At 72.3% G+C, this 17472-nt stretch carries 12 protein-coding genes; 11 read left to right on the forward strand and 1 reads right to left on the reverse strand.

Going from position 1 to position 17472, the window contains the following annotated elements:
- The first annotated feature begins 28 nt into the window (after nt 1-28).
- The 10 genes from AB0I81_RS59615 to AB0I81_RS59660 all read left to right on the forward strand — a co-directional run bounded on the left by AB0I81_RS59615 (nt 29) and on the right by AB0I81_RS59660 (nt 14427).
- Nucleotides 29-1441: a glycerophosphodiester phosphodiesterase family protein gene (locus AB0I81_RS59615; protein ID WP_360678504.1), complete on the forward strand. Its 1413-nt coding sequence runs from the start codon at nt 29-31 to the stop codon at nt 1439-1441.
- A 681-nt stretch (nt 1442-2122) separates the two neighbouring features.
- Nucleotides 2123-2386, forward strand: a complete 264-nt coding sequence (locus AB0I81_RS59620; protein ID WP_360678506.1) for a phosphopantetheine-binding protein — start codon at nt 2123-2125, stop codon at nt 2384-2386.
- A gap of 5 nt (nt 2387-2391) precedes the next feature.
- Complete coding sequence (locus tag AB0I81_RS59625; RefSeq protein WP_360678582.1) at nt 2392-3558, forward strand: nucleotide disphospho-sugar-binding domain-containing protein; 1167 nt, start codon at nt 2392-2394, stop codon at nt 3556-3558.
- Between the two features lie 38 nt (nt 3559-3596).
- The gene (locus tag AB0I81_RS59630; protein ID WP_360678508.1) at nt 3597-5015 is read left to right on the forward strand and encodes an amino acid adenylation domain-containing protein; all 1419 of its coding nucleotides are present in this window, start codon (nt 3597-3599) and stop codon (nt 5013-5015) included.
- Nucleotides 5012-5191, forward strand: a complete 180-nt coding sequence (locus AB0I81_RS59635) for an MbtH family protein (RefSeq protein ID WP_360678510.1) — start codon at nt 5012-5014, stop codon at nt 5189-5191. The genes AB0I81_RS59630 and AB0I81_RS59635 overlap by 4 nt, the downstream gene beginning before the upstream one ends.
- A 7-nt stretch (nt 5192-5198) precedes the next feature.
- A complete protein-coding gene (locus AB0I81_RS59640) occupies nt 5199-6506 on the forward strand; it encodes an NAD(P)/FAD-dependent oxidoreductase (protein ID WP_360678512.1) in 1308 nt (435 codons plus the stop codon).
- Entirely contained in the window at nt 6503-7231 is a 729-nt protein-coding gene (locus AB0I81_RS59645) for a DUF6875 domain-containing protein (protein ID WP_360678514.1), read from the forward strand. The genes AB0I81_RS59640 and AB0I81_RS59645 overlap by 4 nt, the downstream gene beginning before the upstream one ends.
- Nucleotides 7228-11811, forward strand: a complete 4584-nt coding sequence (locus tag AB0I81_RS59650) for an amino acid adenylation domain-containing protein (protein WP_360678516.1) — start codon at nt 7228-7230, stop codon at nt 11809-11811. The genes AB0I81_RS59645 and AB0I81_RS59650 overlap by 4 nt, the downstream gene beginning before the upstream one ends.
- Entirely contained in the window at nt 11808-13262 is a 1455-nt protein-coding gene (locus tag AB0I81_RS59655; protein ID WP_360678518.1) for an MFS transporter, read from the forward strand. Before AB0I81_RS59650 ends, AB0I81_RS59655 begins: the two co-directional genes overlap by 4 nt.
- Before the next feature lie 118 nt (nt 13263-13380).
- The gene (locus AB0I81_RS59660; RefSeq protein WP_360678520.1) at nt 13381-14427 is read left to right on the forward strand and encodes a methyltransferase; all 1047 of its coding nucleotides are present in this window, start codon (nt 13381-13383) and stop codon (nt 14425-14427) included.
- A gap of 214 nt (nt 14428-14641) precedes the next feature.
- On the opposite strand, the gene AB0I81_RS59665 is transcribed toward AB0I81_RS59660, so the two are convergent.
- A complete protein-coding gene (locus tag AB0I81_RS59665; RefSeq protein ID WP_360678522.1) occupies nt 14642-15784 on the reverse strand; it encodes an esterase-like activity of phytase family protein in 1143 nt (380 codons plus the stop codon).
- Between the two features lie 313 nt (nt 15785-16097).
- On the opposite strand from AB0I81_RS59665, the gene AB0I81_RS59670 reads away from it, so the two are divergent.
- Complete coding sequence (locus AB0I81_RS59670) at nt 16098-17471, forward strand: three-helix bundle dimerization domain-containing protein (RefSeq protein ID WP_360678524.1); 1374 nt, start codon at nt 16098-16100, stop codon at nt 17469-17471.
- Nucleotide 17472: the final 1 nt, after the last annotated feature.

A 17472-nucleotide genomic window follows, 5' to 3' on the forward strand; every position in this document is an offset into this window, starting at 1 on the left:
ACATATCCCCATTACAGGGTTGGTGTCCATGATTCAGAAGTTTTGTCGGACCCTGACCGCCACCGGCCTGGCCTCCCTGGTGGCCGTCGTCACCCTCGCCGCACTGCCCCAGGCGCCCGCGGCGGCGAGCGCCCCCGACGGGTTCGGCCGGATCCACCAGCGGCTGCTGAAGCACGGCCCCGGCGCCCCGCTCATGATCGCCGCCCACCGCGGCCAGTGGCGCGCCGCCCCGGAGAACTCCCTCGCCGCGATCGAGGCCGCCGTCAAGGACGGCTCCGAGATCGTCGAGATCGACGTGCGGCCCACCAAGGACGGCCACCTCGTGCTCATGCACGACGAGAGCGTCGACAGGACCACCAACGGCACCGGCCGCGTCGCCGACCTGACCCTTGAGCAGATCAGGGCACTCCGCCTCAAGCAGGGCCTGGGCGGCGCCCAGGCCGCGGTGACCGAGCACACCGTGCCGACCTTCGAGGAGGCGATGCTCGCCGTCAAGGGCAGGGCGCTGGTCAACCTGGACAAGGGCTGGCCGGTCCACGAGGAGATGTACGAGGTGCTGAAGCGGACGGGGACCGTCGGCCACGGCCTGTTCAAGGGCGCCCCCACGGTAGAGGAGGCCGCCGCCTTCATGGCCAAGGACGACGAGATCCTCTACATGCACATCATTGACGACGCCACCGCGGGCGTCGTCGGCACGTTCCCCGGGCGGCAGCCCGTGGCGTACGAGGTGGTGTTCGACAAGGCCGAGGACCCGCAGGTCGCGCCCGAGACGCTGAGGAAGATCGCCAGGCACAGCCGGATCTGGATCAACAGCATGTGGTACGGCCTGGCCATCAAGCACACCGACGAGGCGTCCCTGCGCGACGAGGACCTCGGCTGGCGCGCGCTCGCCAGGACCTACGGCGCGAACATGATCCAGACCGACAACGTCGAGGCGCTGGACTACTGGCGCGACGGCGGCGACCTGTCCCGCTACGGCCGCCAGCCCGGCCACCGCACCGTCCGGGTCGAGGGCGAGGACTACGCGCCGGGCGGCGAGGGCGTCGGCTACCACGACCTCGACCCGAACCGCTGCACCGTGGCCAGGCCCGAGGAAGGCGTGGACATCTGCGACATCGAGGGCGCGATCGCGGTGAACTGGATCCGCGGCGGCGAGTGGCTGAAATACCGCTTCGAGGTGAAGAGGGCGGGCCTCTACCAGGTCTCGGCCCGCGTCTCCTCGCCCTACTCGCCGGCCGGCAGCGTCGTGCTCGACTGGGGCTCCGGCACCGGCACGACCGCCCAGATCGCCAACACCACGAGCCACGACGCGCTGACGGTGCAGCCCCTGGAGCGCCGCCGGCTCACCAAGGGCACGCACGAACTGGTGCTGCGCATGCCGCAGGACGCGTACCAGAACTTCAACCTGGACTACCTGCAGCTCGACCTGATCGCCCGCTGAGCGTCCCGGGCGATGTGGTATTCGGCTTTCACGATCGCCGCCGGTGGGGGAGCGGCGGTCGTGCGGATCGGCTGACAGAATCGCCCCACAGCCGGTCGTGAATTGTGGTCGGATTTAGCTGAACGCGTTTCCTGCGGGCCGGGAAGAGGTCCGGCACATATCGCTTCTTCGCAGGTGATTGATTCCCTGCGGCGCACCGGGATCCCCGGCGAGTCGTCCCGTGAAAATCAATGTGCGGCCGTCTGCCGCGTGGTGGGTCGTCACGATCCGCGCGGCAGGATGGCGCTCCGGGCCGGGTGGCGGCGAACGGCCGTTGCCCGGCCGCCTTCTTCTCCGGTGTATGTGCGGCTTGAACTGCATGGAGAACGCCCCACGGCAGGTGCGGAGGCCCTTCCGGTGGCAACCGCGCGCGAACGGCGGGAGGCGCCGGGGTGACGTCTTGGGAGCGCTCCCAACCACCATCCTAACAAAAGCGAAGATGGCCGTGAAAAGGTTGACTGGCGCGCCGGGGCGGACCTAGCGTTTTGAATAAGGGCGATCCGCGATCTTGGAAGTCCGGCGCGCGATCCGCGTTCGGGGTGTCACATCTTTCGCAGGCGATGAGCGCCGCTCATGGCGCGAACTTTTCTTCTCTCGCTTGGCTACGGCTGTTCTTTTTCTTCGCTACGAGGGGAATGTGTTATGGCGATGCTCCATGTGCTCGAAACCGAGGTCATGCGGCTCTGGTCCGAGATCCTCGGCGTCGCGGTCACCTCCGCTGACCAGGACTTCTTCGAGCTGGGAGGCCAGTCGCTGGCGATGGTCCAGTTCCTGGCGATGGTGGAGAGCGAGTTTCAGATTGAGCTGCCGGTCGAGGTGCTCTTCGTCGAGGGGCTGACGGTCGCCGAGGCGGCGCGGGCGATCGAGAAGTCCGGCACCCTGACGCCGGCCGGGGAGCACTCTTGACGACCGTGATCATGGTCACCCACGGCACGCACGGCGATGTCCTGCCGTTCGTGAGCCTGGGACGGATCCTGCGGGGGCGCGGGCACCGGGTGGAGATCCTCACGCACGCGCCCTTCGAGGCGGTGGCGCGGCGCGAGGGTCTGGAGTTCACGCCCATCGACACCGAGCGCGACTACGAGCGCTACCTGGCGGACACGCCGCTGCTGCTCGGCGCCGGCCTGGAGCGCTGGCGGCGCTTCTACGACGCCAGCGGGCTGTTCGACCAGATCAGGTTCGAGTGCGAGGTGCTCAAGGCCCGGCACGTGCCCGGCGAGACGGTGTTCGTCGGCCGCCACACCACGGCGATCTCGACGCTCTTCGCCGGCGAGGCGCTGGAGGTGCCGACCGCCTGGATAGCCGTGACGCCGCTGCAGTACATGTCGGAAAGGGCCGCCGTGCACATGTACCGGCAGAGCATGAGCGACCGGCTCGACGCCGTCCGCGCGATGCTCGGGCTGGCGCCGGTGGACGACTGGGCCGCATGGTTCACCTCCGCCCGGCTGCACCTGGGCCTGTGGCCGGAATGGTTCGACCGGGCCGGCGTCCCCGCGCCGTCGCGGGTGCGCCTGACCGGCGCGCCCTACGGCGACGACACCTTCGTCGAGCCGGTCCCGCCGGAGGCCGGGCGGCTGCTCGACCGTGGCGCGGTGATCGTGACCGGCGGGACCGGGCGCATGATCCACGAGCGGTTCTACCCGGCCGCGGTGGCGGCGTGCGCGGCCGCGCGGGTTCCCGCCCTGGTCGTGGCCAGGCATCGGGACCTCGTGCCCGAACGCCTGCCCGACGGCGTCTCCTGGTTCGCGCATCTGCCCTTTCACCAGGTCATGGCACGTGCCCGCGCGGTGCTGCACCACGGCGGCATCGGCACCGCCGTGCGGGCCGTGGCCGCGGGGGTCCCGCAGGTCCTGCTCGCGCACGGTTTCGACCGTTCCGACAACGGCATGCGGCTGGCCAGGCTGGGGCTCGGGTCCTGGCTGCCCGAGCGGCGGTGGACACCCGGGGAGATCGTGCCCCTGCTGCGTGAGGCGCTGGTCGCCGATGGTTATCGGGCAAGAGCCGCCACGTACGCGCAGGCCGCGCAGCCGGGACTGCGGCCGGCCGCCGAGGCCGTCGAAGCCCTGCTGAACTCCTGACTCGACCGGACCTGTCACCGGAGTGGACCATGCCAAAATTGGGAGCGTTCCCAAACGTTGTTGAGTTGTTCTCCCGGCAGGCGGCGAGCACCCCGGACCGGATCGCTCTGGTCTGCGGCGACGACCGCCTGACCTACGCCGAGCTGGACTCGGCCGTGGACCGGCTGGCCGCCGGGCTTGCCGCGGCCGGGGCCGGGCCCGGATCGCTCGTCGGCATCTGCGCGGGCAAGACGGCGGCCTGCGTGACGGCGATGCTCGCCGTGCTGCGGACCGGCGCGGCCTACCTGCCGCTCGACCCCGCGCACCCGTCGGCACGGATCGAGCTCGTGCTGGCGGACTCCGGCGCGCGGCTGCTGGTGACGGAGGGCGAACCGGTCACGACCGCCGTGCCGGTGCTGAGACTCGGAGAGCCCGGGGGCGGCTCGCCGCCGTCGTACGTCCCCGGGCCGCCCTCGTCCCCGGCGTACGTGATCTACACCTCGGGCTCGACCGGCCGCCCCAAAGGGGTGATCGTCTCGCACCGGGCGCTGGCCAACCTCCTGGCCGGCATGCGCGAACTGGTGGCCTCGACGGCCGGCGACGTCTGGCTCTCGGCCGCCTCCCTCACCTTCGACATGTCCGTACCCGAGATCTACCTGCCGCTCGTCACCGGAGGGCGGCTGGTCCTCGTCGAGCCCAAGGCCGCGATCCTCGGCAAACACCTCGCCGCGCTGATCGAGCGCGAGGGCGTCACCCACATGCAGGCCACCCCGTCCGGCTGGCGGGTCCTGCTGTACACCGGGTTCCGCGGCCCGCGCCTGACCGCGCTGGTGGGCGGCGAGGCGCTGCCCACCGCCCTGGCCAGAGACCTGCGCCCCCGCGTGGGACGGCTCATCAACATGTACGGCCCGACCGAGGCGGCCGTCTGGGCCACCTCCTGGGAGGTGCCACCGGAACCGGAGACGATCTCGCTCGGCGACCCGCTGCCCGGCGCCACCGTCCACGTCGTTGACGACCGGCTGAACCCGGCCGGCCAGGGCGAGCTCGCCATCGGCGGCGTGTGCGTGGCCGACGGCTACCTCGGCCGGCCCGCCCTGACCGCCGAACGGTTCGTCCCCGACCCCCACGGCGAGCCCGGCGGCAGGCTCTACCTGACCGGCGACATCGTGCGGCGCACCGGCGGCGCCCTGGAATTCCTGCACCGGGCCGACACCCAGGTCAAGGTGCGCGGCCACCGGGTGGAACTCGGCGAGGTGGAGGCCGCCATGGACGAGCTGCCCGGGGTACGGCAGGCGGTCGCGGCCGTGTCCGGCGACGCGCTGGTGGCGTTCGTGGCCGGCGAATGTCCCGACCTGCGGGCCCGGCTGGCCGCGCGCCTGCCCGCGTACATGGTGCCGACCCGGGTGATCCGCCTGGAGGCCCTGCCACTGACCCCGAACGGAAAGATCGATCGGCGCGCTCTTGAGGAGAAGGTATGAGCGACGTTCTGGTGGTTGTCAACCACGAAGAGCAGTACTCCGTCTGGCCCGCGGACCGGGAGCTGCCTCCCGGCTGGCGGGCGGCCGGTTTCGCCGGGACCCGCGAGGAGTGCCTGGCGCACATAGAGACCGTTTGGACCGATCTGCGTCCGCTGAGCGCGCGCGGCGGGGGGTGAGCGGGCCGTGGGCACCAACGTCGTCATCGTCGGCGCCGGCCTGGCCGGCCCCCTGCTGGCCGGCCTGCTCGCCCGCCGTGGATACGGGGTCGAGCTGGTGGAACGCCGGCCGGACCCCCGCTCGGCCCGCAATGACAGCGGCCGATCCATCAACCTGGGCATGTCGGCCCGCGCGATCGCCGCCCTGCGCGAGGCGGGCCTGTGGCAGGAGGCCGAGCGGCTGTCCGTGCCCATGCGCGGCCGCATGGTGCACGTCGCCGGCAAGCGGCCGGCGTTCTACCCCTACGGCAAGGACCCGTCCCAGATCCTGCACTCGATCAACCGGGACGCGCTGGCCTGCCTGCTGGTCGAGCACGCCGAGAAGCAGCCCGGCGTACGGCTGCGCTTCGAGACCCGGTGCGCCGCCCTCGACAGGGACGGCGCCGCCGTCACCCTGGAGGACGGGCGGCGGCTGGCCGCGGACTTCGTGGTCGGCGCCGACGGCGCGTCCTCGCTCGTACGGACCGAGATGCAGCGCGGGCTCCCGGCCGGCTTCAGCCGCGAGTACCTCGAATGGGGCTACAAGGAGATCACCATCCGCGCCGCACCCGGCGGCGGGCCCGCGATCCCGCTGGAGGCGCTGCACCTGTGGCCGGGGGAGCGCGGCCTCGGCGTCGCCCACCCCAACATCGACAACAGTCTGACCTGCACCCTGTTCCTGCCGCTCGAACAGCCGCCCGACCCGGTGTCCGAGGCGTTCCCCCGCCTGGCCGAGCTCGTGCCCGACCTCGACGAGCAGGCGTCGGAGGCCCCGATGGCACACCTCACCACCGTACGCACCGCGCCCTGGCACCACCGCGACACCACGGTCCTGGTCGGCGACGCCGCCCACGCCGTCTACCCCTTCTACGGCCAGGGCATGAACGCCTCCTTCGAGGACTGCCTGACCCTCGACCGCATGCTGGGCCGGCACCCGCACGACCGGCGGGCCGCCTTCGCCGCCTACGAGAGCGCCCGCAAGCCGCACACCGACGTGCTGGCCGAGTTGTCGGCGCAGAACTTCCTGGAGTTGCGCGACGGCATGCGCTCGCCGTTGCGCCTGGCCAGGAAGCGCCTGGACCTGATGCTGCACAAGGCGTTCCCGCGTACCTGGGTGCCGCTGTACACGCTCGTCTCGCACACCACCGTGCCCTACGGCGAGGCGCTGCGACGCGCCCGGCGCCAGGACCGGGCGGCCGCCGCGGTGGCCGCCGCCCTGGCCGCGGCCGGGGCGGGCGTCGCCGTGGCCGGCCTGCTCGCCGTTCTCGGGCGACGCTCCGAGAGGACACCTCGATGATCAGACATCCGCACGACGCCTCCCTCGTCCTGTTCGACCCGCAGGACCTGGAGGCCGGGCACGTCCTTCACTCGCAGGACGTCGAGGCCGGGCACGTCCTCCACCCGCAGGACCTGGAGGTTGGGTGGGAATCGGGCCGCGTTTCCCATCCCCTGGTCGCCGAGCACCGGGCCGACCTGCGGGCCGTCGTCGCGTGGGCGCGGGCTTACCTGTGCCGGCCACACCCCGAGTTGGGGCGGCGCGGGCCGGTCTGCCCGTACGCCCAGTCCTCCCTCGACCGCAGGACGTTCCTGCTGGCCGTACAGCCGGGCGGCGGCCACACCGTCGAGTCACTGAGCGCCGCGCTCGCGCCCTACCGTGACTGGTTCCTCGACCTCGCCCCGCAGGGCAGGCCCGCCGCGCAGTCGACGACCATCCTCGTCCTGCTGCCCGGCATGCGGGATGCCCGGCCGGTGATCGACGCCGCGCAACGTGAGCTCAAGGACGCCTACGTCGTCCACGGCCTGATGATCGGCGAGTTCCACGACGGGCCCCCGGACAAGGCCGGGCTGTGGAACCCGGACTTTCGTCCGCTGCGCAGCCCGGTGCCGATGCTGGTGATCAGGCACATGGTGCCGACCGACCTGCCGTTCCTGATCTCCGACGAGGCGCACGCGGCCGCGTACCGCGATCTGTTCGGCGAGCAGGTGCCCGGACATCTGCGGGACCTGGTGGCCAAGCCATGACGGACCTGAGCTTCCCGCTGACACCCGCCCAGGAACGGTTGTGGTTCCTGCGCCACGCCGGGCGCAACCCCTCCGCCTACCACGTGTGGGACGGACACCGGCTACGCGGCCCCCTGGACCCCGACCGGCTCCGCCTTGCGCTGAACCGCCTGGCCGCCAGGCACGAGGCACTGCGCACCCGACCGGCCGACGCCGGGGACGGGCCCGCGCTCCAGATCGTCAGCGAGACGGTGGACGTGGAGCTGGAGCTTGTGGTGGTAGGGGACGACATGGTGGTCGGGGACGAAGTGGCGGCCGGGAGCGAGGCGGCGGTCGGGGGCGAAACGGCGGTCCGGGGTGAGGCGGCGGTCGCGGGCGAGGCGGCGGTTGGGGGTGAGGCGGCGGCGCGCGCGGTGTGCGACGCGTTCGTGACCCGGCCGTTCGCACGCGGCCGGACCTCGCTGATGCGGGCGCTGTTGGTCCGGCTGGCACCCGATGATCACGTGCTGGTGTTGTGCCTGCACCACACGATCTGCGACGGCCGCTCCCTGCAGATCCTCTTCACCGAGCTGTACGACACCCTGACCGCCGACTCCGACTCCGACTCCGACTCCGACTCCGACTCCGACTCCGACTCCGACTCCGACTCCGGCTCCGGCTCCGACTCCGGCTCCGGCTCCGACTCCGAACCCCTCACGCCCGTCGCGTTCTCCGAGTACGTCGCCTGGCTCGGCAGGGTCGGCCGGGAACGTGCCGCGGCCGATCGCGACTACTGGCGTTCCCGGCTGGCCGGTGCGCCGTCCCTGCTGGGGTTGCCGACCGACCGGCCCCGCCCCGCCGTACCGAGCGGGCGTGGCGCGCGGCACAGCTGGACCCTGCCCGCCCACCTGCGGGACGGCCTGGTGGACGGCGCGCGCAGGGCCAGGACGACGGTGTACGCCATGGTGCTGGCCGCCCTGGGCGTCACGCTGGGCAGGTGCGCCGACCAGGACGACGTCGTGATTGGATGCCCGATGGACGGCCGCAGGACGCGGGAGTTCGCCCAGACGGTCGGCATGTTCGCCAACACCGTCGCGCTGCGGCTGGACCTCGGCGGCGACCCGACCGTCGCCGACCTCCTCCGGCGGTCCCGGCGCGCCGTGGCCGAGGCCCTCGCGCACGGCGGCACCCCGTTCGACGAGGTGGTGGAGCTGACCGGGGGCCGCCGCGACCTCAGCCACAATCCGCTCTTCCAGGTCATGCTCGTCATGGACCACCTGGACGACCGCGTACGGGCGGCCGGCGACCTGCTGATCGAACACTGGGAACTTCCCGCCCCCGAGGCCCGCTTCGACCTCACCCTGTTCGTCACGGTCGGGGACGACATCGAGCTGTACCTCGACTACGCGACCGACCTGTTCGACGCGGACACCGTGGCGGCCCTGGCAGCCCACCTGACCACCGCCGTCGAAGCCCTCACCGGCGACCCGGACCTGCCCGTGAGCCGAATCCCCTTCACCACCGGCCCCGGCCACCGCACCACACCGCCATCCCAGGGCTTTGAAAGCGTGGCGGACCTGGTTGCTCGGCAGGCCCGGCGAACCCCGGACCATCCCGCAGTCCTGGCCCAGGGGGAGTGCCTGTCGTACGGCGGCTTGATGGCACGGGCCCTTGAGCTGGCGGCACAGCTGGAGCCACTCGCCGAGTCCGGCGACGGGCGCGCGGTGGTGGGCGTGTCGCTTCCGGCCGGCCCGGACGGGATCGCCGCCGTCGTCGGCATCCTGCTCGCCGGGGCCGCGTACCTGCCGCTCGACCCCGGCCATCCGCCCGCCAGGGCGGAACTGCTGCTGCGCAGGGCGCGGGCGGTCGCGGTGGTCGCGCCGCCCGGCAGACTGGCCGAGCTGAACACCTTCGCGGGCACGAAGGTGCCGATCCCGGGCGGTGGCGCCGCGCAGGCGGCCGGTGGCCGGCGGGTGCGACCGGGGGATCCGGCTTACGTGATCTTCACTTCGGGCTCCACGGGCACGCCCAAGGGTGTACAGGTGCCGCACGGCGCCGTCGCCGAGTTCACCCGCGCGTTCGTCGACGTGCACGGCTTCGGGCCGGGGCACCGGGTGCTCATGTTGCCGCCGCTCACCTTCGATGCCTCGGTCGGCGACCTGTTCCCCATGCTCACCTCGGGCGGCACGCTGGTCATCCACCCCGAGCCCGCCCGGCTGGACGGCGCGGAGCTGGTGCGTTTCTGCGTCGAGTACGGTGTCACCGCCGTTGACGCACCCGTGGCGTTGTGGCGGCGCTGGGTGGCCGACCTCGACGGCACGGGCGTCCCCGAGGGCTGGCCGGTCGAGATCATGATGGTGGGCGGCGAGGAAGTCCCGGTCGAGGACGTACGCACCTGGCAGCGGGTCACCCGGGGCAGGTGCGTCCTGTTCAACCACTACGGGCCCACCGAGGCCACAGTCTGCGCCACCGTGCACCGGATCGGCGGCACGGACGAGCTCGGGCCGCTGGGCCGGGTGCCGATCGGCACGCCGCTGCCGCACGTACGGGCCCGCGTCCTGAACCGGTCGGGACGGGTGACGCCGATCGGCGGCGTGGGCGAGCTGTGCCTGGGCGGGGCCGGTCTGGCGGACGGCTATTCCGGCGAGCCCGCCCTCACGGCGGCGGCCTTCGCACCCGACCCCGAAGGCCCCCTTGGGGCGCGCCTGTATCGGACGGGCGATCTGGCGCGGGTACGGCCCGGTGGCGCGATCGAGTTCCTGGGCCGGCGCGACCGCCAGGTGAAGATCCGGGGCCATCGGATCGAACCGGCCGAGATCGAGCACGCGATCATGACCCACCCGCTCGTCACCGACAGCGCCGTCGTCGTTTCCGGCCAACAGCTCATCGCCTACGCGGCCACAACCACGCCAGGATCGGCCCCGCCCGCGCCAACCGCACCGGAGCCGATCACCTCGGGGGCGGCGCCCGAGCCGGTCGCCTCGGGAAGCGTGCGCGCGCCGGCCGCGCTGGACGGGCCGATCGCGCCGGGGCTGACACCGGGGGTCCTGCGGGCGTTTCTGCGTGAACGGCTGCCCGGGTATCTCGTGCCGGCGGCGTTCGTGATGGTCGCCGCCATTCCGCGCACCACCCACGGAAAGGTGGATCAGGCCGCGCTGCCGCCCGTGCCGGCGCCGGCGGGTGAGGAGCCTGCGAGCGGTACGGAGGCGGTGCTGGCCGAGGTGTGGCGGCGCGTCATCGGCGTGCGTGACGTGCGCAGGTCGGACAACTTCTTCGAGGTGGGCGGCCATTCCCTGCTCGCCGCCCGGGTCGCGGCGGAGATCAAGCGCGAGCTCGGCACGGACGTGTCACTGCGCACGCTGCTGGAAACCGCGGACCTGGCCGAGCTCGCCGCCGCCGTGGACGGCGGGCGCGAAGAGGAACACCTCGACCTCGAACCGTTCACCACACTGCCACCCGATCTCGTCCTACGCCCGGCCACACCCTCGGCCGGGCACAGCACGGCGCGTCCACCGGCCGAATCGCCGGACAGGTCCCGCTCGGTTGGGCTGCCGTCCGCATTGCCGGCGCGGGCCGGGCGGGCGATCTTGTTGACCGGGGCCACCGGTTTTCTTGGCGCCCATCTCATCGGCGAGTTGCTGGCGCGTACCGACGCCGAGATCATCTGCCTGGTCAGGGCCGCCGACGAGCGACAGGCCCGGCAGCGCGTACTGGACAACCTGCGGTCATACGGGCTGGACGGGTCGCCGGGCAGGCTGCGGGGGCTGCCCGGCGACCTGCGGGCGCCCCGGTTCGGGCTGGAGCGGGAGCGGTTCGCGGAGCTGGCCGGCGCGGTGGAGGTGATCTGTCACAACGGCGGTCAGGTGAACTTCCACGCGAGCTTCCTGCGCATGCGCCCGGTCAACGTCGGCGGCACGCTCGAAGCCGTCCGGCTGGCCGGGCTCGGTGGCGCGCGCCTGCACTTCGTCTCCACCCTCGGCGTCTTCCTGGGCCTGGCTCACCGGGACCGGGTGGTGACCGAGACGACCGCCCCCGACGATCCGGCCGGGCTGGAGACGGGCTACGACCAGAGCAAGTGGGTGGCCGACCGCCTGGTACGCCGGGCCAGGGACGAGGGACTGCCGGTCGTCGTGCACCGGCCCGCCAGGGTCAGCGGGCACAGCCGTACTGGCACGGGCAACGCGGAAGACTACTTCGGCCGGCTGCTGGCCACGTGCGTACGCCTCGGCATGGTGCCCGACCTGCCGGCCGAGGAGGATCTGGCGCCCGTGGACCACGTCGCGGCGGGCATCGCGCACCTGGTCGCCGATCCCGCCGCAGTCGGCGACTTCCATTATCACAACGGCGCGACGATCACCTATCGGGAGATCGCCAAGGCACTGGACCGCGCGTGCGTGCCCTGGGACACCTGGCGGGAACGGGCCCGTGAGCTGGGCGCGGACAGTCCGATGGCGCCGTTCGCGACGGTGCTGTCGGGGGCGGCCCCGCAGCCGCGGCGGCCCGCGTTCGACTGCCGTCACACCGAGCGGGTCCTGGCCCGCGCCGGGATCGTGTGCCCGCCCGCCGACCACGCACTCATCCGGCGCTACGCCGATCACCTGGCCGAGGCGGCTCCCGCATGAACATCCTCAAGTTCGCCCTCATCTGGACGGCTTCGCTGCTGTCGTCCGTCGGCTCCAGCCTCACCACCTTCGTGCTGGGCGTCTGGGTGTACCAGAGCACCGGCTCGCCGACGGAGTTCGCGCTGGTCGTGCTCAGCGGCATGCTGCCGGGCATCCTCATCGGGCCGTTCGCGGGGGTGATCGTCGACCGGTTCGACCGGCGCAGGGTGATGATCGTCACCGACTCCCTGGCGGCGCTGGCGACGGCCGCCGTCGCCGTGCTCATCTGGACGCAGGCGCTGGCCGTGTGGCACGTCGCCCTGGCGGGCGCGGTCGGCGGCGCGTGCGGCGTCTTCCACCTGACCGCCTACCAGGCCATGACGCCACTGCTGATCCCCGAACGGCACCTGGGCCGCGCCAACGGGCTCATGCACCTGTCCACCGGCATCCAGATCGCCGCCCCCGTCCTCGGCGCAACGCTTCTGGCCACAGTGGGGATGGCCGGAGTGGTGGTGCTGGACCTGACCACCTTCGGCCTGGCCATGCTGGCTCTACTCCTGATCAGGTTACCCACAGCGGTCCTACGCCCCAACGCCACGGCCGACCGCAATGCGGAGCCCAACGCCGCGGCCGAACGCAATGCCGAGTCCAACAGCGCGGCCGAACGCAATGCCGAGTCCAACAGCGCGGCCGAACGCAATGCCGAGTCCAACAGCGCGGCCGAACGCAATGCCGGGGCCGGGCTGCGGCCCGCTGTGCTGGAGGATCTCGGGGCCGGTCTGCGGCACCTGCGCGCTCAGGCCGGGCTGGGGGCGCTGGTGGCGGCGCTGACCGGGTTCAACTTCACCTTTGCCGTCGCCGGGGTGCTGGTGCAGCCGCTGATCCTGTCCTTCGCCGACCCCGGGGTGCTGGGCGTGCTGATGTTCGCCGGGGGAGCGGGCATGCTCGCGGGCGGCCTCGTCATGGGCGCCTGGGGCGGGCCGCGCCGCAGGATCGCCGGGATGACGGCGTTCATGGCGCTCGGCGGGGTCTTCCTCGTGCTGCACTCGCTGAGCCCGTCGCCGCTGCTGGTGGGGCTGGCCGCCGCCGGGTTCCTGTTCACGCTGCCCGTGGTGAACGGCTGCGCGCACGCCGTACTGCAGAGCCGCATCGACCCCTCCGTGCTGGGACGGGCCATGGGCACCGTGCACACGCTCGGCTCGGCCGCCGTCCCCGTAGGTTACCTGCTGGCCGCGCCCGTCGCGGAGCACCTGCTGAACCCGGCCCTGCTGCCCGGCGGGGCGCTCGCCGGCAGCGCGGGCCTGATCGTCGGCGTCGGCGAGGGCCGCGGGATCGCCCTCGTCCTGCTGCTCGACGGCCTGCTCCTGCTGGCCGTGGCCACCATCCTGGCCGCACTGCCCGCCCTGCGCCGACTCGACCACCCCCCGACCCCGTCCCTATCACCCGAGCCGGTCCCCACCCCCCGCCCCTGAACCACCCCCCGCCCCTGAACCCCCCGAGCCTGCACCGTCCCCCATTCCTGAGCCGCCTCCATCCCTGAGCCGCGCCCGGCCCTGAGTCGTCGCCGTCCCGTCGTCTGAGAGGAACCTCATGCCCGTTGACCTGTCACCGCACGAGGCCGCCGCCTTCCGCCGGGGTGAGGCCCCCGCGCCGATGCTGGATCTGATCGGCCTCATGGCCTGCCACGCCGTCAGGGCCGCGCGTTCGCTGGGGCTGTTCGACGTGCTCGCCGCCGGACCGCTGACGTCGGACGAGCTGGCCGCCGCCGTCGGCGCCGACCCCGGCGGGCTGGGCGAGCTGCTCGGACTGCTGCGTGCCACGGGGTACGTGGAACGCCACGACGGCCGGTACGCCAACACGGCCGCGACGGCGGCCTGGCTCTGCTCGGCCTCGCCCGTCGACTACGGCCGGATCCTCGGGCTTTGGCAGACCATCGTGGAGGAGCAGTGGGGAGGGCTCGCGGACGCGGTCCGCTCAGGCACCCCGCCGGGCGGCTTCTACACCTGGCTCGCCACCCGCCCCGACCTCTCCTCCGCCTTCCACGACCTGCAGCGCGGCATGGCCGAGTGGCTGGCGGAAGAGGTCGTCTCGCTGGTGCCGTTGCCGGAGGGCGGAAAGAGCCTGCTCGACCTGGGCGGCGGCCACGGCCTGTACGCCGAGGCGTTCTGCCGGGCCCACCCTGGGCTGTCGGGCACGGTCATCGACAGCGCCGTCACGGAACGTTCGGCGGAGAGGCTGACGGGGAGGCCGGCAGGGAGGCTGACGTGGCGGGCCGCTGACGTGCTCACCGCCGACCTGCCGGGTGAGCAGGACGTGACCGTGCTGTTCAACGTGCTGCACGGGTTCGCCGCGCCCGACGCCGTCGCGCTGGTCGCCAGGGCGGCGGGGACACTGCGGGCCGGAGGTCTGCTGGTCGTCATGGAGAGCCTGCCCGAACGCGGCGGCAACCCCGCCGACCTCGCCTTCGCAGCGGGATTCTCGCTCAACCTGTGGCACACCCAGGCAGGCGGGCTGTATCCGGCGGAGACGATCCGGGGGTGGCTGGAGGCGGCGGGATGTGCCGCCGGCCCCTGGCAAGAGCTCACCCGCTCACCTGGCCATGCCCTGGTAACGGCCACCGCCCCGCCACGCGGCTAACCGGCCGCCCGCCACCAGGACGGCCCGTTCAAGGGTGGCCCGCCCACGAGGGTGGCCCGCCCACGAGGGTGGCCCGCCCACGAGGGTGGCCCGCCCACGAGGGTGGCCCGCCCACGAGGATGGCCCGCCCACAAGAATGGCCCGCCCACAAGAATGGCCCGCCACCGGGACGGCCCGCGCACAAGGGCGGGGCCGCCACCGGGGCGGGGCCGGTTCAGTGTGGGAGGCGGATGCTCAGGGCGTACACGCGGGTGATCTGGGTGGCGTTGTTGTTGTCGTCGGAGATCAGGTGGAGCGTGCGGCGGTTGCCGGGCAGGCGGTCGCCCAGTGCCATGCCCTCGACGTTGTCCAGCAGCGGGTTGGGCTGCGGCTGCTTGGCGGTAGCCTCGGAAGGCGGGCAGTCGGCGAGGTCGAACAGCAACTGCTTGCCGAGCCAGGAACGCTGGTCGGTGAGCGTGGCCAGCGACTCAACACCGGAGACGTCCGGCACGCCACGCGCGGAGACCCGGTACACCCGGACCGTGTTCCCCACCCCGCTGGTGAAACCGCGTTCCAGAGCCAGCAGCTGCCCGTCGCCGAGCGCCGCCAGTTCGACCAGCCCCAGGCCGGGGTCGGTGCGGTAGGCGTGCTGGGCCGCCGGCGCGTAGTCGCGGCCCGGCTTGCCCTCGTACCGCAGGATCCGCTGCAGGCCCCTGTTCTCGGCGTCGCGGCCGTCGGCGGACAGCGGGCCCTCCATGCCGGCGTACAACACCCGCCCGTCGGGCGTGCCCGCCAGCGCTTCGAAGGTCTGGTTGGTCGCCGCCTGCCCGGCCGGGGCGACCCGGAACCTGTCCGGCACCTCGAACTCGGCGACCTGCCGGCCGTCGGAGAGCCTGAACCGCCGGATCGACGGCTCGGTCTCGGAGCTGGCCAGCACGGTCCGCCCGCCACGCTCCGCGACGAGCCCCTCGCCGTCGAAGTCGCCGCCCGTGTACGGCACGCCGTCCGGCCGCCGCAGCGTCGTCATGCCCCGTACCTCGGCCGTCAGGCCCTTGCCCCGGCGGGAGCCAAGGGCGAGGTCGTACAGGCGGGCGGGGACGGTGCCGGTGTTGTCCACCAGCGCCAGTGCCCGCGACTCCCGGGTGGGCGCGATGGCCGACAGCCCGGCCACCGGCGTGCCCTCGAACGTGGTCTTGTCCAGGCTGTCGGTGAAGCCGAGCAGCGAGGCGCCGGCCGAACAGCGGGCGCCGCCCCCGTGTGCCGGACGGTCCGGGACCGCCGCCCCGGTAGCCGCGTCCGCCGTGGGGACGGCCAGGCCGAGCAGGGCGATGGCCGCCGCGGCCGCGATGGCCTGCGCGGGCCGACGTGTGCTGCGCAAGATTCCTCCGGAGATCTGGTGCGGGCTCCGGACGATCGAAGCCCTCCTGGCCCGCCAGGGTAGAACGCCACAGGGAACTTCTCGTGAACAGCGGTGGTCTCCCTTCGGACGGTCTCAATGGTGAACGGGGCGATCGCTTTTATGAACAAACAATTGCGGCTCGATGCGCCGGACGTCATTTGCCGCGAATTTGAATGGAGGTCCTGACTGGTTATCAACCTGGCCGAAAACCCCTATAGGGTTGGGCTTCGACGCGCATGCAGGCACGGCAGCCTGCCGCGATTTCTGACCATGCGATGTCGGGGAGAAATTGGTGAGTGTCGAGGCCCTCCGCGAGCAACAGGCGATACGCAGGACGACCGACCATCTGATTCAGGTCTTCGCCGGTGTTCATTCCGCAGAACGGGTCGAGGAGGCGATGGGGGCGGCCCATCGGCGGTTCGACGGTTTCCCCGTCCGGGAATTCGTCCCCGTACTGGCAGAACGCGTTGCCCGCGCCGAGCTGACCGCACAGATCACGACGAGCGAGCCCGCAACGGTGACGGCACCGGCCGAGGCCGGCTCGTCGGCGCAGGCAGCGGCGGGAACGGCACGGGGCGGAAAGTTGCTGCTGCCGATCGGCGCGGGCGTGGTGGTGATCGCCGTGGTCGCCGCCGTGGTCATCGTGAACCTCGGGCAGGAGCCCGCGCCGGCGCCCCCGTCCGCACCCGCGCTCACGCTCGTGCGTGGCGTGATCGGCTCGGAGAAGAAGTCCTTCTTCGAGGACCCGCGGGTGACGCGGGCCCTGGCCGCCGAGGGGGTCAAGGTCGAGGTGACGACGGCGGGCTCCCGCCAGATCGCCACCTCGCCCGACCTCGGGAGCTACGACTTCGCCTTCCCCTCCAGCGCTCCGGCGGGCGAGTACATCCAGCGCAAGCGCAAGATCGGCACCAAGTACACACCGTTCTCCTCGCCCATGGCGATCGCGACGTTCCAGCCCATCGCCGACCTGCTCGCCAAGGCGGGCGTGGTGAAACGGAAACCCGTTCCGACCCTCGACGTCGGCCGCTACCTCGACCTCGTCGCCTCCGACAAGCAGTGGAACCGGCTCAAGGGCAACACCGCCTACCCCGTCGGCAAGAACATCCTGATCTCCACCACCGACCCGCGCACGTCCAACTCCGCGGCCATGTACCTGGCGATCGCCGGCTATGTCGCCAACGGCAACAAGGTCGTGCACGGCGCCGCGGCGGAGAAGAAGGTGCTGCCCCTGGTGACGCGGCTCTTCACCGGCCAGGGCTATACCGACAACACCTCCGAGGGCCCGTTCAACGAGTACCTCACCGTGGGCATGGGCCCGGCGCCGATGGTCTGGATCTACGAGTCGCAGTTCGTCGACGCGGCCACGCGCGGGCAGACCAAGCCCGGGATGGTGCTGATGTACCCGTCGCCGACCGTGTTGTCCAAGCACACGCTGGTGCCGCTCAACGCCTCGGGCGACCGCGTGGGACGCCTGCTGAGCACCGACCCCGAGCTGCGCGGGCTCGCCGCCGAGCACGGATTCCGGGCCGGTGACACGAGTACGCTGGCCAAGTTCGCCGCCGAGCACGACGTGCCCGTCGCGACCGACCTCATCGACGTGGTCGACATCCCCTCCTACGACACGCTGGAGCACCTGCTCGACGGGGTCGCCAAATCGTACGGGTGAC

Origin of the sequence: Nonomuraea sp. NPDC050404, from assembly GCF_040655495.1 — a bacterium.
Taxonomy (GTDB): domain Bacteria; phylum Actinomycetota; class Actinomycetes; order Streptosporangiales; family Streptosporangiaceae; genus Nonomuraea.

Coding starts and splice junctions, on each gene's coding strand:
- AB0I81_RS59615 (WP_360678504.1), top strand. CDS start 29: ATGATTCAGAAGTTTTGTCGGACCCTGACCGCCACCGGCCTGGCCTCC.
- AB0I81_RS59660 (WP_360678520.1), top strand. CDS start 13,381: ATGCCCGTTGACCTGTCACCGCACGAGGCCGCCGCCTTCCGCCGGGGT.
- AB0I81_RS59635 (WP_360678510.1), top strand. CDS start 5,012: ATGAGCGACGTTCTGGTGGTTGTCAACCACGAAGAGCAGTACTCCGTC.
- AB0I81_RS59650 (WP_360678516.1), top strand. CDS start 7,228: ATGACGGACCTGAGCTTCCCGCTGACACCCGCCCAGGAACGGTTGTGG.
- AB0I81_RS59645 (WP_360678514.1), top strand. CDS start 6,503: ATGATCAGACATCCGCACGACGCCTCCCTCGTCCTGTTCGACCCGCAG.
- AB0I81_RS59655 (WP_360678518.1), top strand. CDS start 11,808: ATGAACATCCTCAAGTTCGCCCTCATCTGGACGGCTTCGCTGCTGTCG.
- AB0I81_RS59620 (WP_360678506.1), top strand. CDS start 2,123: ATGGCGATGCTCCATGTGCTCGAAACCGAGGTCATGCGGCTCTGGTCC.